We start from the raw sequence: 15,748 nt of genomic DNA, 5'->3' as shown, positions 1-15,748 counted from the left end.
CGCCTTTTCAGTGTGATGCGTCTCACACGATCTGTTCTGTTATTTGGATGCCTTTCCAGAATTTTATTTACGAAGCATAACTTCGATAAAGTCTTTCCACTTCCCCAGTTCACGTTCAATCATAACGACCTCTGCTTCTTATTATGGGTATTCTACAAAACACCTTCACGCCGGGTGAAGTTAAATTAGCCGATTGCTGCGATTACATCCTCCGGGGAGACCGTGAAGTGATGTAAACATCATGGCGCTGAACCCATAAATTTTATGTGACTTACTGCAATATTTTGAAACAATCATACCTTATTATCGGCAGCGTTTATTTTGATTAAAAAACAGCCGGATGCAAGAGGTAAATTCCGAATCGCGATAAACATCGATCCGGCGCAGATCAGGAGAATTATTATTCACACTCCTTCAACAATGATATATTTTCTGATCACCATTACATGACAAATCATATTATCAGTCACAACAGTATTACTGATTAAAAAATCAGTTTACGATAATAAGGATGCAAATGATTACCCTTTACGGCATCAAAAACTGCGATACCATTAAAAAAGCCCGCCGCTGGCTGGAGGCGCAAAACCGGGATTATCGCTTTCATGACTACCGCGTAGACGGCCTGGATCCCGCGCTACTTACTACGTTTATCGAAGAACTGGGCTGGGAAGCGTTGTTGAATACTCGCGGCACCACCTGGCGAAAACTCGATGAAGCCACACGCAATGCCATTACCGATGCCGCAGCAGCCACCGCGTTAATGCTGGAAATGCCGGCAATCATCAAACGCCCATTGCTCTGCGCGCCCGGGAAGCCTATGCTGCTGGGTTTTAGTGAATCCAGTTATCAGCAGTTTTTTGACGAGGTGTAGTCTATGTCGTGCCCGGTTATTGAGCTGACACAGCAGCTTATTCGCCGCCCTTCCCTTAGCCCGGACGATGCGGGATGTCAGGCGTTGATGATTGAACGCCTGCGCGCCATCGGTTTTACCGTTGAGCGTATGGATTTTGCGGATACACAGAATTTTTGGGCATGGCGCGGTCAGGGCGAGACGTTAGCGTTTGCCGGTCACACCGATGTGGTGCCTGCGGGTGAAGCCGACCGCTGGATCAACCCGCCTTTCGAACCGACAATTCGTGACGGCATGTTGTTTGGTCGCGGCGCGGCGGATATGAAAGGTTCGCTGGCGGCGATGGTGGTGGCGGCAGAACGTTTCGTTGCGCAGCATCCCAACCACAAAGGACGCCTGGCGTTTCTGATCACCTCCGATGAAGAAGCCAGCGCGAAGAACGGCACCGTCAAGGTGGTGGAAGCGCTGATGGCGCGCAATGAGCGCCTCGACTATTGTCTGGTGGGCGAGCCGTCGAGCACCGAAGTGGTAGGCGACGTCGTCAAAAACGGCCGCCGCGGTTCTCTGACCTGTAACCTGACGATTCATGGCGTGCAAGGACACGTGGCCTATCCGCATCTGGCGGATAACCCGGTGCACCGCGCCGCGCCGATGCTCAACGAACTGGTGGGCATTGAATGGGATCGGGGCAATGATTTCTTCCCGGCCACCAGTATGCAGATCGCCAATATCCAGGCGGGAACCGGCAGCAACAATGTGATCCCCGGCGAGCTGTTTGTGCAGTTTAACTTCCGCTTCAGCACTGAGCTGACCGATGAGATGATCAAAGAGCGGGTTCATACCCTGCTGGACAAACATCAGTTGCGTTATACCGTCGACTGGTGGCTCTCCGGCCAGCCGTTCCTGACGGCACGCGGGAAGCTGGTGGATGCGGTGGTGAATGCCATTGAGCACTATAATGAAATTAAACCGCAGTTACTGACCACGGGCGGGACATCCGACGGACGATTTATTGCCCGCATGGGGGCGCAGGTGGTGGAGCTCGGCCCGGTGAATGCCACGATTCATAAAATCAATGAATGTGTAAACGCCGCCGATCTGCAACTGCTTGCCCGTATGTATCAACGTATCATGGAACAACTCGTCGCCTGACGATGTTCCGTTAAGAGGTAAAGCGCATGGACTGGCTGGCTAAATATTGGTGGATTCTGGTACTGGTGTTTCTGGTAGGCGTACTGCTGAACGTGATAAAAGATCTCAAGCGCGTCGACCATAAAAAATTTCTCGCCAACAAGCCGGAGCTTCCCCCGCATCGTGATTTCAACGATAAGTGGGATGATGAGGACGACTGGCCGAAGAAAGACCAACCGAAGAAATAACCCCATTACGGACTGAAAGGGGCCGGAAAAGGCGACGTTGCCTTCCGGCCATTTCATCGCCCAGGCGGAAAACATCATTTCGCTTTTTTCCGTTCCTGACTATGCTTCCGACTTACATCATCTCGATGATATCGTCATCCTTTGGCGTCCCGCCGCTGAGTGCTTCATCAAAATAGTGCTTCGGCACGGTGTAGCGTAAATGGTCGAGCGCAAACTGCATGCTGCGATCGTCTATCGCATGTCCCAGATCGTCCACGATATCCAGCGTCACGTCGCCGCCCGCACGTTGCAGCGCGTCTTGCGCCGCCACCGCATGGGAAAGCTCAATTACCCGATCTTCACCGCCATGAATCAGATGGATAGTCGTCGCGGTGGTGGCCGTTTCCGGCAAGCTGGCGTAGCGGCCATTGAACGCAATCACGCGGGAAGCCAGGCCTGGCTCAGCCTTGATGCTTTCAAGCGCCATGATCGCCCCCTGCGAAAAACCGATCAGCGCCGTGGCGTTAGCTCCGACGCCGCTCTGCTGTTGCCACTCGCGCACAATGTCAATAAAGGCAGGCATCACGGCATTTATCCGCGCCTGGCGATTTTCCTCGGTCACCCCGTCCACCGAGAACCATTGCCGTCCCGACGCTGTGCCGCTCGGCTCGATGCCGCCCACGCTCACCACCAGCGCGTCCGGAAAGACGGGTGCAAACCATGAGCCGATCTCGCCCATTGCGACCGGATTATCTCCAACGCCATGAAACAGGAGCAACAGCTGCTGCGCAGGTTTACCCGGACGTTGAACAACAAAATGATCATGTTTCATGGCATTCTCCTTAGCTTAGGGTGTCAATTCTACGCCCCCCAATCGCAATGACCATGCCAGAAAATTGAAGGAGTTAGTGAAAAAATTGCCATTGCACAATGCGATCGCGGTACTGCCGGCAACGTTCATCATCTAACGCGGCAAGCGCCTGCGCCGCCTCGTCCCGTTGTTGCCTCAATAACGCTTTGCGCCCCGAAAGCCTCAGTGCGCCGCACAGCTGCGCGTCACTATGTCGATCCTGTATGCCGCCCCGCAGCGCCGGGAGTGGCAGCGTACAGGAGGCCAACAGGCGGTTCAGACAGCCAAGCGAGGTGAGCAATGGCCGGTGAGCAAAGGCAAAACCAGACAGGGCGCGCCAGTCATCTTCATTAAGCGTAGACGTTTTGAGGGGGTCTACCGGAATCGTCTCGCCATTCCATTGACTAAGGACTTCCGCATCGCGGCGTAAACGCCCATGTTCCTCATTCGCGAGTCGTTTTCCAGCCGCCGTTAACGGCAGTATCGCCATCGCGGCGTAATAGCCGCTGCTGGCTTCTTTGTGATTCCCCATGCGGACCAGAATGAAGCCGCAGCGCTGCCAGAAACGCCAAAGCAGCGGCGTGTAGCCAAAGCTAACGGAAAGGTAGTCACAGGGGGCATCATGGGCCTGGGCAATCAGTTGCTGACCAATACCCTCCCCCTGCCGACCGGGATGAATGGCTATCCGGCTGACACGACGACCGGTCAGCGTGGCGGCCAGCGGATCGCCGCCGTGCGCCGCCAGCGACTGCGCCACGAGATTTCCGCGAGGCCGACGGTAACCCGCCCAGACGGCCTGGCTGAGTTCACCGCTCAGCCCGCCTTCATCCACCAGCCATAGCGCGCCAACGGTTTGTCCGGCGCAGTTTGCCTGAAAAAAATGCTGCCCCGGCGCATCCATCATCCGGCGCAGGTCCAACGGCGAGGTGCGATAGTGCGCGCCGGAAAGTAGCCGGTAAGCCGCCAGCGGTAGCGCCGGGCGCGTTCGCCAGCTTTTTTGCTCAAAAGGGGTGATGGTTACGTCACCCTGCGGCAAAGTGGCAAAATCGTCATCGTCAAATACCAGCGCGTCGCTGACGGTTTTCTCCAGCGGGCACCCTTTGGCCCAGCGAACGGGGTGCTGGAGTTCGAAGCGTTGAAGCGTCGGAAAACGGGCGCAAAACTTAAGCAAAAATCCGCGTCCGGTGCCTTCGTAGCCCTGAACGGTGGTGGTCAGTAAGACGCGGGGGAAACGCGATACAAGGCGGTGCAGGAGCGGCGCGGGGATCGCGGCCGCTTCGTCTACGATCAGCCAGTCGGCGCGTACGTCGGCTGCCAGCAGCGCATCCGGTGAGTAAAAGCAGAATTTATCGCCAGCAAACTGCGCCAGCACGTCCGTTGCCGCTTTCGCAGGCGCGGTGACGATCGCCGTCCCGGCAATACGCGCAATCAGCTGGCCCGCCAGGGCGGACTTGCCGCGACCGCGGGCGGCGATCGCGGCGGCAATGCCTTCCGGCATCGTTGACAGTTTCGCCAGAAGGGCGGCTTGTTCCGGCAACGGCTCACCGCTGGCAGGCTGCCACGCAGGACGCTGCGGAAAATGCGGGACGGTAAACGGCTGATGTTGCTGCCAGCATAGCGTCTCCCCGTCAGAGAGGAGGACATGGCAGAAATGGCGAACAAAATTGGGCGTCGGGATGGGCTGAGCGCAGTCGCTCCAGCGAAGCGAATCCGCATCCGGTTGCGTGGACCAACGCGCCAGCGGCGGAACCAACAGGACCAGCCAGCTTCCCGCGCGCAGCGTACCGCTTAAGGCTGCGAACGCCGCCGCATCCAACCCATGACGCGCATCAAAAACCGCATGACGAAATTCTCGACCCAGCAGGGTTTGCAGCGCCTGCGGCGAACAGCAGGGCGCCGAGGGTGCATCGTCCGAAACCCAGAGCCAGTCGCCGGGAAGCTGTGCCCGCAGGCGCAACGCCTGTTCCCGGCACCAGTCATTCTCGCCGCTCAGCACCAGCAGGCGGCGGATCCCCTCGCGCGCCAGCTGCGCGGTGAGCGCATTCAGCGTCATAACGTCGGACATCCCTGCCTCTGCAATCAGAGCGCTTTGCCGAAGGTATTACACTGCGCCGGATCGCCGCTGTCGAAGCCGCGTTTAAACCAGGTGTAGCGCTGTTCAGACGTGCCGTGAGTGAAGCTGTCCGGTACCACGCGTCCCTGGCTTTGTTGCTGCAGACGATCGTCGCCAATGGCTTCGGCGGCATTCAGCGCTTCTTGCAAATCGCCAGCCTCCAGTACGCCCTGCTGCTGCATGTTGTGACCCCAGACGCCCGCAAAGCAGTCAGCCTGCAGTTCCATTCTCACGGAAAGACGGTTAACTTCCGCCTGCGAGGCATTTTGCTGCAGCTGGCGAACTTTTGGCTCAATGCCTAACAGTTTCTGGATATGGTGACCGACTTCGTGCGCAATAACGTAGCCCTGGGCGAAATCGCCGTCCGCGCCCAGCTTGTTTTTCATTTCGTCATAGAAGGAAAGATCGATATAGACCGTACCGTCCGCCGGACAGTAGAACGGACCCATAATGGACTGCCCGGTGCCGCATCCGGTGCGCGTAGCGCCGCGGTACATCACCAGCTTAGGCTGCTGGTAGGTACGCCCCATTTTTTCAAACTGCTGCCCCCAGGTGTCTTCCGTTGTCGCCAGAATCACGGAGGTAAACTTGGCCGCTTCATCGTCGTTTGGACTGATGGAGCGTGAAGATTGTTGCTGCGAAACCGGCTGCCCGGTCATTAAGCCCGTCAGGTCGACCCCATAATAGCCTGCGACCAGAACGACAATCAGCAGAACCAGACCGCCTTTTCCGCTCGGCAAACGAAAACCCGGACCGCCCAGAGACGGGCCGCCGCCAGAACGGCTGCGTCGGTCTTCCACATTGTCACTTTCACGTCGCCCTTGCCAGCGCATAATCACCTCATCTCTCTATTCATTATGATGATGATCGTAGGCGGTTCAGCACAAGATTACCACTGGAAAGCGCAAGCGAGCCGGAGAAAAAGTCCCGGCCCGCCGGGTCTGTTAGTCGAGATTCACGCCCAGACGACGCGCAACGGTTTCGTAGGCTTCAATCAGGCCGCCCAGGCTCTGACGGAAACGGTCCTTGTCCATCTTGTCGAGGGTCTCTTTATCCCACAGACGGCTGCCGTCCGGCGAGAATTCATCACCGAGCACCACTTCACCTTTGTACAGACCAAACTCCAGCTTGAAGTCGACAAGGATCAGACCTGCGTCATCAAACAACTTCTTCAGCACGTCATTGGCTTTGTAGGTCAACTCTTTCATGCGCGCCAGGTTCTCTTTGCTCACCCAGCCGAAGGTTTCGCAGTAAGAATCGTTCACCATCGGATCGTGCATCGCATCATTTTTCAGAAACAGATCGAACAGTGGCGGATTCAGTTCGATGCCTTCTTCAATACCCAGGCGTTTGACCAGAGAGCCAGCAGCACGGTTACGCACCACGCACTCTACCGGCACCATATCCAGTTTTTTTACCAGACATTCGGTGTCTGAGAGCAGGCGCTCCATTTGCGTCGGGATACCGGCCTCTGCCAGTTTGGTCATGATAAAGTGGTTGAACTTGTTGTTCACCATGCCCTTACGATCAAACTGTTCAATGCGCGCGCCATCCCCTGCTGACGTATCATTGCGGAATTCGAGCACCAACAGATCCGGGTTTTCCGTGCTGTATACGGTCTTCGCTTTACCACGATACAACTCAGCTTGCTTTTGCATCTTCAATACTCCTGGGTGTGAATTTGTAGTCGAAACGGGAAACATTATGCCACGCACACGTTTGCGTAGCACGAAAATAAAAAGGGCCGGATTTCTCCAGCCCTGTATTTTTACTTGCTAAACGCTGCCTGGAAGACGGCCACCAGCGCGTCGTTCTGGCTCTGCGTCAGGGTATGCCCCTTCGGATCGATAAACTGCATGCTGCTGCGGTTGTCTAAGTCACCGACCTGCAGCTTATAGTCGCCGGACGCCAGGCCAGGATCGCTTGCGCCCAGCTCACGCCAGTCGCTATCAGACAGCGGTTTGTACGTCACCGCCATGCTGCCCTGAGAGCGGGTGCTGTCGGTTACCTTCATGCCTGCCTTCTCCAGCGCGGCGGGCAGACGCTGCCAGACGACGTTGAACGGACCACGCACGACCAGCATCGGTAAACCGGTCTCATCCGCGGCGCTCTGCACATCCATAGTAGCGGCGGAGCGGTTCTGCGCGGCGTTCGCGGCGTCATTCGCGGTCTTATCAAGACCCGCGGAAATAACGTTCATCATTTCCGCGCTGTAACGTTGCAGTGAAGCGGCGTCAGCAACCGGCTTACCCGCCTGTTCCAGGTTAACCAGTTTCACCATCACCGCCTGCTGATAGCCCTGCGGTTTCACCGAAATCTGATAACGGCCACGGTACTGCTGGTCTTCATCAAGACGGTTCCATTCAACCCAGTCGGTTGTCAGGGTCTGGCTGGCGTCGTCACGCTTTTCAATCGTGTAGTTTTTAGACTGAATCACGCTAACGACCTGCGGCCACAGCGTATTACCGCGTCCGTTTTCCACCAGCAGCGTTGCGGTATCGCCAGCAAACTGGGTACGCGCCCCGCTAACCAGCGCCAGCGGCTGAGCAGGCGGACGGATGTCCAGCGCTTTACCGACAGCGCCGCTGCCGTTGGTCACCGGAATGTTATAGTCACCCGTGGTCACCGGCAGAATCATACCTGCTGGAGCATGGAGTTCAGCAAGCGGCGCGGCATCCAGATAGGATTCATCACCGCTCACCTGGCGCTTGTAGCGCGAATCAGAACTACAGGCAGCGAGCAGCAAAACAAGCGAAACACCCGCAACCCTGGCCAGGCGCGACTTTTGTACTGAGTAAGCCATCAAATCTCCCTAAACTTTACAGCAAACCGGCGTGCTTAAGCGCCGCTTCGACGATGTCACGACCTTTGTCCGTGATCGGCGTCATTGGCAGGCGCAGCGTATCGGTCGCCACAAGGCCCAACGCCTTACATGCCCATTTCACTGGGATCGGGTTGGGTTCGACAAACAGTTTGTTATGTAACGGCATCAGACGCTGGTTGATCGCCCGCGCCTCGGCAAAACGCCCTTCCGCCGCCAGCTTGCACATTTCCGCCATGTCGCGCGCGGCGACGTTAGAGGTAACGGAGATTACGCCATGACCGCCTAACTGCATAAAGTCCATCGCGGTCGCATCGTCGCCGCTAAGCAGCAGAAAATCGTCAGAAACCCGCTCTTTGATCTGATGAACGCGACTTAAGTTCCCCGTGGCCTCTTTAATGGCGACAATATTTTTCAATTCCGCCAGACGGCCTACGGTTTCCGGCAGCATATCGCAGCCGGTACGGGATGGCACATTATACAGAATTTGTGGCAGGTCAGTATGTTCCGCGATGGCTTTGAAATGCTGGAACAACCCTTCCTGCGTCGGACGGTTATAATACGGCGTCACCGTCAGGCAGCCGACAATTCCGCTGTCATTGAAACGCTGCGTCAGACTAATGGCTTCTGCGGTCGCATTGGCGCCCGTTCCGGCAATCACCGGGATACGGCCATCGGCTAACTCCAGGGTCATCATCACCACGTCGCCATGTTCATCATGGCTCAGCGTAGCGGATTCGCCGGTGGTACCCACAGAAACGATCGCCGAGGTGCCGCTGGCGACATGATAATCAATCAGTTTTTTCAGGCTTGACCGGCAGACATTACCTTTCTCATCCATCGGCGTAACAAGCGCGACAATACTTCCCGTGAACATGGGCCATCCTCTGTGCAAACAAGTGTCTCAATGGTACGTTTGGTACGGTAATAAAAGCAAGTGACCAGAGCCCTTCTGGTTGTTGTATGCCGGTTTTTTTTATGCTTTCCTTATGATTACCCCACCTATCAAAGGAAGAACAGGTTTGACACCTTCATCGCAACATTATTTGGTTATTACTGCGCTGGGTGCCGATCGCCCGGGAATTGTGAACACGATCACCCGTCATGTGAGCAGTTGTGGCTGCAATATTGAAGACAGCCGACTGGCCATGCTGGGTGAGGAGTTTACGTTTATCATGCTGCTGTCCGGTAGCTGGAATGCCATCACCCTGATCGAATCGACCTTGCCGTTAAAAGGCGCAGAGCTGGATTTATTGATAGTGATGAAGCGCACCACTGCCCGTCCTCGTCCGCCGATGCCCGCCACAGTATGGGTTCAGGTCGATGTGCCGGATTCACCTCATTTAATTGAGCGTTTTACAGCCCTGTTTGATAGCCATCAAATGAACATTGCGGAACTGGTTTCGCGCACGCAACCCGCTGAAAATGAAACGCCTGCGCAGTTGCACGTGCAGATTACGGCGCACAGTCCGGCATCACACGATGCGGAAAATATCGAGCAGGCGTTTAAAGCCCTATGTACAGAACTCAATGCACAAGGCAGTATTAACGTTGTTAATTATTCACAACATGATGAACAGGATGGAGTTAAGTAATGAATCCACTGAAAGCCGGTGACATCGCACCGAAATTTAGCTTGCCGGATCAAGACGGGGAACAAGTAAATTTGACCGACTTCCAGGGACAGCGTGTTCTGGTCTATTTCTATCCGAAAGCCATGACGCCGGGCTGTACCGTTCAGGCCTGCGGCCTACGCGATAACATGGATGAGTTGAAAAAGGCGGGCGTGGATGTGCTGGGTATCAGCACCGACAAACCCGAAAAACTTTCCCGTTTTGCCGAAAAAGAACTGCTGAACTTTACCCTGCTGTCTGACGAAGATCACCAGGTTTGCGAACAGTTTGGCGTCTGGGGTGAGAAATCCTTTATGGGGAAAACCTATGACGGTATTCACCGCATCAGCTTTTTGATCGACGCAGACGGTAAAGTTGAACACGTTTTCGACGACTTCAAAACCAGCAATCACCACGATGTCGTACTGAACTGGCTGAAAGAAAACGCCTGACCGTTTCCGGCCTACAGGCTATCTTTTGTAGGCCGGCTGCCACGCGTTTTACTCAAACGTGCCTTTTACGCACGCTTTTTTATCCCGCACCATGACTTTGCCTTTCGCCCACAGATGTGTCACTTCCAGCGCTTCATTAAACACCAGAATATCAGCGTCGCATCCGACCGCTAACCGGCCTTTATGGGCAAGGCCCAGAAATTCGGCCACCGTACGCGTAAGCGGGCACAACGCCTGCTCCAGCGGCAGATGATGAATAGTGACTAACTGGCGCAGCGTCTGTGCCAGCGAGTCGAATCCCGCCACGCCGATGCCGATCAGATTGCCGTTTTCATCAAACTCCGGCTGGCTGCCGTTACCGTCTGAACTGAGGGTGAGACGCGACAACGGAACATCATTCTGTAGCGCGGTAACGATCGCCGTGGCGGGATCGACAGGCTCATCAATGCTGCTGGTGATGTCGATATAGCCACCGTCGTGCGCATATTCCAGCGCCGCATGGAACAGCGACTCGGCGCGGTTAACATGTGTTGGCAGGAGTTTTGTGATGGGCACATCGGCATTCGCGAGGATCTCATACAACGGCTCGAGCATCCTGGGGCTACTGCCCATATGAAACACGCTCACGCCCGCTTTCTGCCCCAGTAGTCCGCCGACGCGCGCCTGTGCGGCCATATTGGCCAGCGCGGCGGCGTCCGGGGCAGACGAGCGGTGATCGGAAATCGCGCACTTCACCCCAATGACCTTATCGATCAGCGCCACGTCACGATCGACGCTGCCGGTGAGGGTCGGAGAGGGCAGCGAGTAGGCGCCGGTGAGCATCCACGCGCTGATACCTTCCGTTTCCAGCGCGCGGGTCTTCGCGAGGAGCGACTCCGGATGGCGGGTTATCCCATCAGTCCCCAGTAACCCGACTACGGACGTGATCCCGGCCTCCACCAGCCGCGACAAACGCACTTCCGGTGTGCGGGTATGAGGCCCCGCTTCGCCTCCGCCGCCAATCAGGTGCACATGCTGGTCGATAAAACCCGGGCAGACAACGGCGCCTGCCAGATCAATACACTGGCAGCCAGGAAAATCGCCCGGCGCGATAGTGGGAGCAATCGCCACGATTTTGCCGCTGGCGACGAGAATATCCTGTACGCCAAGATCGTCAGGGGCGTAGACATGTCCACGCTGAAACAGCGTCAGATTCAGAATTGAACAGTTCATAGCCTTCCTTGTTAAACAACAAGTTGCATGACCCAGATCGACACCAGCGCGTTAATCACGCACACGGCGATGATGTGCGGATAATACCGCGGATCGACACCCGCTGTCCCGAGACAGCGTCCGACGTTTTGTACCGGGTTGCCCATCAGGTAGATCGCAGGTAAAAGGACGGTCGCGTCATGCCCCGTCAGCGATCCCGCCACCACCAGGCTCGCGCAAACGCCTACGCCACCGCCCATGCTCATTACCGCAGCCAGCAGTACGGTGGCAGACTCGCCTGGCAAGCCCCAGAGCGCCATCACCGGCTCGCAGACGCGGCCAACGATATCAAGCAGTCCTGTCACCGTCAGCGCCTGGATAATGACAAACGCCATCACCACGTTGGGAAGAAGGCTGGTAGTGGCGATGGTAAAACCGCGCCGCGCGCCGTCGATAAACATATCCATGACATTTTTACGTACCTGCGCGCTCATCTCAGGCCTCCCGTTGCAGACGACGATTTTCCAGCAGCGATATCCACAGCCTTAACAGATTCGCGCCGACAAACTTAAAGACCAGTATCACCGCCAGCGGGGTAATGACCGGCACGGTAATCATGGTGAACAGCGCTGCGCCAGAAGAAAAATAATTGGTTATGCAGGCGCTACCGCTGGTTTGCCAGGTGGCGAAAATCGCGCGCTCCTGCCCGGTAATGAGCCCCTCTTCCGCCATTTCTTTAGTCATCCCTGCCGCAGCGTCGGTATTTTGCAGGTTCGCAATCAACGCCAGCGAGCAAATCCCTGGAATCCCCAGTAAAGGACGCAGAACGGGCGTCATCAACTGTTGGGCGGCGCGCAGGCCACCCAGCCCTTCCGTCACCGAAATAATCCCTAACGACAGAATGACCGACGGCGCGAGTTCGAGGGCGAAAAGAAATCCGTCTTTTGCTCCCGTTCCACCGATCCCGCGAAACGAGAGGGCTTTATCTCCCGCCGCGTTGATCTGACCAAACGTGCCGTTGAGCACGGTAAAATCGAAAACCCGCCACCATTCCGTGCTTTTCGCAAACATCCCTGAAAAAAAGAGAATCGTAATGAAAAAGGCGAGATAACCGCCCCACCCCGGTTTCTGTTGCGTGTGTGTGTTGTGACCCATTTTTTTCTCCTGTCGGTCTTTTCCATGCGTGACAAAAATTCATCACCCGGGTCACGTTAAAGACAAAAAGGACGAAAAACGACAGCGTGGCGGTATATTCAGAAAACATTTAGAGGGGAGAAGCAATCCGGTAACAGAACGTTACCGGATGAAAAGAGTTACGCTGCGTCAACGCGCTGCGCATCAGGCCAGGCATGGACCACGGCTTTAATTAAGGTCGCTAACGGAATCGCGAAGAAAACGCCCCAGAAACCCCACAGGCCGCCAAAAATGACCACGGAGAGAATGATCACCAACGGGTGCAGATTCACCGCTTCAGAGAACAAAACCGGCACCAGCAGGTTGCCGTCAAGCGCCTGGATGATCAAATAGACCGCGAAACAGCTCCAGAACTCGGTCCCTAGACCAAACTGAAACAGCGCCACGCCCACTACCGGGATCGTCACCACGAAGGCGCCGATATAGGGGATAAGAACCGAAAAGCCGACCAGCACCGCCAGCAGCAGCGAATAGTTGAGGCCAAACAGCAGGAAGCCCAGCCAGGTCGCCACACCCACCACCACCATTTCCAGCACTTTACCGCGGATGTAGTTGGTGATTTGCTGATTCATCTCTTTCCAGACCTGCCCCGCCAGCCCACGGTTGCGCGGAAGCACCCGGCGCACCGCATTCAGCATCTGCTCTTTGTCCTTCAGCAGGAAAAACACCATCAGCGGCACCAGCACCAGATAAACCGCCAGGGTCAGCAGGCCAACCAGAGACGCCAGTGAGTATTTCACTACGGAATCGCCCATCGTCAGCATGCGGGTACGCATGTTTTCCGCCATGGCGTCAATGATGCCCGCATCCATTAACGCAGGATAACGACGCGGCAATGTCGCGGCGAAATCAGAGAGTTTATTCAACATGCCGGGCATGTCGCGGATCAGGTATATCCCCTGCTGCCAGGCCACCGGCATCACCACAAACGCCATAAGCAGTAAAATGCCTACAAACAGTACCAGCACAATCGACGTCGCCCAGCGGCGTGAACAGCCGATCTTCTCCAGGCGGACGGTCGGCCACTCGAGTAAATAGGCCAGCACGATAGACACCAGCAGCGGAGCCAGTAATCCGCTAAAAAAGAAAAGGATACCGAACCCGGCAACCAGGATCACCAGCAAAGCAATCGCCTCCGGGTCGCTAAAGCGACGGCGATACCATTGCATCAACATTTCGAGCATAAAACCTTCCCTGAACCTCATTAGCGGGATTGCGATCCCGAATTGTATCGAAATGTCACAAAAAAGACTTCGCTTTTTATGACTGATTCAGGAAACTGAAAAGTCGTTTGTGCAGGGTATTCATCCGCCGGTTTCACCGCTACACTGCCCTTGCAGGCAGAGCGGGAACGATACTGCCCGGCATCGGTCAAATGACTATCTCAAAGAAAACAGGACAGAGGTTATGTTCAGGCAGTTTAAGAAAAACCTGGTGGCTACCCTCATTGCCGCACTGCCCCTCGGTCAGGCGGCGCCCGCGTTCGCAGACGCTGCGGACTCATTGCCGGACATGGGAACGTCGGCTGCAAGCACCCTTTCCATCGGGCAGGAATTGCAGATGGGCGATTATTATGTGCGCCAGCTGCGCGGCAGCGCGCCGTTGATTAACGACCCGTTGTTGGTTCAGTACATTAACGGACTCGGGATGCGCCTGGTTTCCCATGCCGACTCGGTCAAAACGCCCTTCCATTTCTTTTTGATTAATAACGACGAAATCAACGCATTCGCCTTCTTCGGCGGTAACGTCGTGCTGCACTCCGCGCTGTTTCGCTACTCTGATAATGAAAGCCAACTCGCCTCGGTCATGGCGCACGAAATTTCCCACGTTACCCAACGCCACCTGGCGCGGGCGATGGAAGATCAAAAACGCAGCGCGCCGCTCACCTGGGTTGGCGCACTGGGCTCCATATTGTTAGCAATGGCCAGCCCGCAGGCGGGGATGGCGGCGCTCACCGGGACGCTGGCGGGCACGCGTCAGGGAATGATCAGCTTTACCCAGCAGAACGAACAGGAAGCCGACCGTATAGGGATCCAGGTGCTTCAGCGTGCCGGGTTCGATCCACAAGCTATGCCGACATTCCTGGAGAAACTGCTCGACCAGGCGCGCTACTCCTCCCGTCCGCCGGAAATCCTGTTAACCCACCCCCTGCCGGAAAGCCGACTTTCTGACGCCCGTAACCGGGCAAACCAGATGCGTCCGGTGGTGGTGCAATCATCGGAAGCGTTCTATTTAGCGAAAGTGCGCACCCTGGGAATGTATAATTCCGGACGCAACCAGTTAACCAGCGATCTGCTGGATGAACTGGCGAAAGGCAACGTCCGCCAGCAGCGCGCCGCGCAATATGGCCGGGCGCTTCAGGCAATGGAAGGCAGTAAATATGATGAAGCGCGCAAAGCGCTCCAGCCGCTGTTATCGGCGGAGCCGGGGAACGCCTGGTATCTGGATCTGGCCACCGACATCGACCTCGGACAGAAGAAAACCCATGACGCGATCGCGCGTCTGAAAAATGCGCGCGATTTGCGGGTGAACCCTGTCCTGCAGCTTAACCTCGCGAACGCGCTGCTACAGGGTGGACAGGCGCAGGAAGCCGCAACGATCCTCAACCGCTATACGTTTAATTATAAAGACGACAGCAATGGCTGGGATCTTCTTGCCCAGGCGCAAGCTGCGCTGAATCATCGCGATCAAGAGCTTGCGGCCCGCGCGGAAGGCTACGCGCTCGCGGGCCGTCTCGATCAGGCGATCTCATTACTCAGCAGCGCCAGCTCACAGGCGAAGCTGGGCAGCCAGCAGCAGGCGCGTTACGATGCCCGTATCGACCAGTTGCGTCAGCTGCAAGAACGCTTTAAGCCTTACACCAAAATGTAATTATCTGTCCTTTGCCCGGATAGCGATACAAGGAGAAGTCATGTCAGAAGCGGTAAAAATCTACCATAATCCGCGTTGTTCCAAGAGTCGCGAAACGCTGAGCCTGCTGCAGTCCAACGGCGTGGAGCCGGAAGTGGTGCTTTATCTCGACACCCCCGCCGATGCGGCAACACTGCGTCAACTGCTGAAAATGCTGGGCATGACCAGCGCCCGCGAACTGATGCGCCAGAAAGACGATCTCTACAAAGCGCTCAATCTGGCAGACAGCAATCTGACGGAGGCGCAACTGATTCAGGCGATGGTAGAAAATCCCAAACTGATGGAGCGCCCGATTGTGGTGGCGAATGGCCAGGCACGAATCGGACGACCGCCAGAGCAGGTGCTGGACATCGTCCGCTAACCGCCCATGCGCCGCCTCAGTATCGATTGCGG

Annotated in this window: 18 protein-coding genes; 7 read left to right on the top strand and 11 right to left on the bottom strand. The window is 56.1% G+C overall.

The features are described 5' to 3' along the window. Positions 1-63 precede the first annotated feature (63 nt). Positions 64-123: a protein YpfM gene (gene ypfM / locus HVX72_RS06145; RefSeq protein WP_181823247.1), complete on the bottom strand. Its 60-nt coding sequence runs from the start codon at positions 121-123 to the stop codon at positions 64-66. Between the two features lie 394 nt (positions 124-517). Here ypfM and HVX72_RS06140 point away from each other — a divergent pair, with 394 nt between their 5' ends. Genes HVX72_RS06140 through HVX72_RS06130 form a run of 3 tightly spaced genes read left to right on the top strand, consistent with a single transcriptional unit; the run spans position 518 to position 2,232 of the window. Continuing rightward, positions 518-874, top strand: a complete 357-nt coding sequence (locus HVX72_RS06140; RefSeq protein ID WP_042290901.1) for an ArsC family reductase — start codon at positions 518-520, stop codon at positions 872-874. A gap of 3 nt (positions 875-877) precedes the next feature. Then, entirely contained in the window at positions 878-2,005 is a 1,128-nt protein-coding gene (gene dapE, locus HVX72_RS06135; RefSeq protein ID WP_181822772.1) for a succinyl-diaminopimelate desuccinylase, read from the top strand. Between the two features lie 26 nt (positions 2,006-2,031). Beyond that, positions 2,032-2,232 carry a YpfN family protein gene (locus HVX72_RS06130; protein ID WP_042290905.1) on the top strand — a complete coding sequence of 67 codons (201 nt, stop codon included), beginning with the start codon at positions 2,032-2,034 and terminating at the stop codon, positions 2,230-2,232. A 112-nt stretch (positions 2,233-2,344) separates the two neighbouring features. Here the strand turns inward: HVX72_RS06130 and ypfH are convergent, their stop codons facing one another. The 6 genes from ypfH to dapA all read right to left on the bottom strand — a co-directional run bounded on the left by ypfH (position 2,345) and on the right by dapA (position 8,872). Further along, positions 2,345-3,043 (bottom strand): esterase, encoded by a 699-nt coding sequence (gene ypfH / locus HVX72_RS06125; protein ID WP_181822771.1) that lies wholly within the window; start codon positions 3,041-3,043, stop codon positions 2,345-2,347. A 73-nt stretch (positions 3,044-3,116) separates the two neighbouring features. Further along, positions 3,117-5,126 (bottom strand): GNAT family N-acetyltransferase, encoded by a 2,010-nt coding sequence (locus HVX72_RS06120; RefSeq protein ID WP_181822770.1) that lies wholly within the window; start codon positions 5,124-5,126, stop codon positions 3,117-3,119. Positions 5,127-5,140: 14 nt separating this feature from the next. Further along, on the bottom strand, positions 5,141-6,007 hold the full coding sequence (locus HVX72_RS06115) for a neutral zinc metallopeptidase (RefSeq protein ID WP_181822769.1): 867 nt from the start codon (positions 6,005-6,007) through the stop codon (positions 5,141-5,143). Between the two features lie 111 nt (positions 6,008-6,118). Continuing rightward, on the bottom strand, positions 6,119-6,832 hold the full coding sequence (gene purC, locus HVX72_RS06110; RefSeq protein WP_042290911.1) for a phosphoribosylaminoimidazolesuccinocarboxamide synthase: 714 nt from the start codon (positions 6,830-6,832) through the stop codon (positions 6,119-6,121). Positions 6,833-6,942: 110 nt separating this feature from the next. Then, a complete protein-coding gene (bamC, locus tag HVX72_RS06105; RefSeq protein WP_042290912.1) occupies positions 6,943-7,977 on the bottom strand; it encodes an outer membrane protein assembly factor BamC in 1,035 nt (344 codons plus the stop codon). A 16-nt stretch (positions 7,978-7,993) separates the two neighbouring features. Next, entirely contained in the window at positions 7,994-8,872 is an 879-nt protein-coding gene (gene dapA, locus HVX72_RS06100; RefSeq protein ID WP_181822768.1) for a 4-hydroxy-tetrahydrodipicolinate synthase, read from the bottom strand. 145 nt (positions 8,873-9,017) lie between these two features. Between dapA and HVX72_RS06095 the strand changes: the two genes are divergently transcribed. Further along, positions 9,018-9,590 carry a glycine cleavage system transcriptional repressor gene (locus HVX72_RS06095; protein ID WP_042290914.1) on the top strand — a complete coding sequence of 191 codons (573 nt, stop codon included), beginning with the start codon at positions 9,018-9,020 and terminating at the stop codon, positions 9,588-9,590. Beyond that, entirely contained in the window at positions 9,590-10,060 is a 471-nt protein-coding gene (bcp, locus tag HVX72_RS06090) for a thioredoxin-dependent thiol peroxidase (RefSeq protein ID WP_012906615.1), read from the top strand. Before HVX72_RS06095 ends, bcp begins: the two co-directional genes overlap by 1 nt. A gap of 48 nt (positions 10,061-10,108) precedes the next feature. On the opposite strand, the gene iadA is transcribed toward bcp, so the two are convergent. The 4 genes from iadA to HVX72_RS06070 all read right to left on the bottom strand — a co-directional run bounded on the left by iadA (position 10,109) and on the right by HVX72_RS06070 (position 13,629). Continuing rightward, positions 10,109-11,272: a beta-aspartyl-peptidase gene (iadA, locus tag HVX72_RS06085; RefSeq protein ID WP_060570529.1), complete on the bottom strand. Its 1,164-nt coding sequence runs from the start codon at positions 11,270-11,272 to the stop codon at positions 10,109-10,111. 11 nt (positions 11,273-11,283) lie between these two features. Further along, positions 11,284-11,745 carry a YjiG family protein gene (locus HVX72_RS06080; RefSeq protein ID WP_181822767.1) on the bottom strand — a complete coding sequence of 154 codons (462 nt, stop codon included), beginning with the start codon at positions 11,743-11,745 and terminating at the stop codon, positions 11,284-11,286. 1 nt (position 11,746) lies between these two features. Beyond that, entirely contained in the window at positions 11,747-12,406 is a 660-nt protein-coding gene (locus tag HVX72_RS06075; RefSeq protein WP_042290919.1) for a nucleoside recognition domain-containing protein, read from the bottom strand. Between the two features lie 158 nt (positions 12,407-12,564). Next, positions 12,565-13,629 carry an AI-2E family transporter gene (locus HVX72_RS06070; protein ID WP_042290921.1) on the bottom strand — a complete coding sequence of 355 codons (1,065 nt, stop codon included), beginning with the start codon at positions 13,627-13,629 and terminating at the stop codon, positions 12,565-12,567. Positions 13,630-13,852: 223 nt separating this feature from the next. On the opposite strand from HVX72_RS06070, the gene bepA reads away from it, so the two are divergent. Both bepA and arsC read left to right on the top strand, forming a co-directional pair. After that, positions 13,853-15,316 (top strand): beta-barrel assembly-enhancing protease, encoded by a 1,464-nt coding sequence (gene bepA, locus HVX72_RS06065; protein WP_181822766.1) that lies wholly within the window; start codon positions 13,853-13,855, stop codon positions 15,314-15,316. A 40-nt stretch (positions 15,317-15,356) separates the two neighbouring features. Further along, the gene (gene arsC, locus HVX72_RS06060) at positions 15,357-15,716 is read left to right on the top strand and encodes an arsenate reductase (glutaredoxin) (protein ID WP_042290924.1); all 360 of its coding nucleotides are present in this window, start codon (positions 15,357-15,359) and stop codon (positions 15,714-15,716) included. The last annotated feature ends 32 nt before the right edge of the window (positions 15,717-15,748 follow it).

It is taken from the genome of Citrobacter sp. RHB21-C05, assembly GCF_013889015.1.
Taxonomy (GTDB): domain Bacteria; phylum Pseudomonadota; class Gammaproteobacteria; order Enterobacterales; family Enterobacteriaceae; genus Citrobacter_A; species Citrobacter_A sedlakii.
The sequence above is the reverse complement of the archived record's forward strand: the minus strand, read 5'-3'. Positions and strand labels throughout refer to the sequence as shown.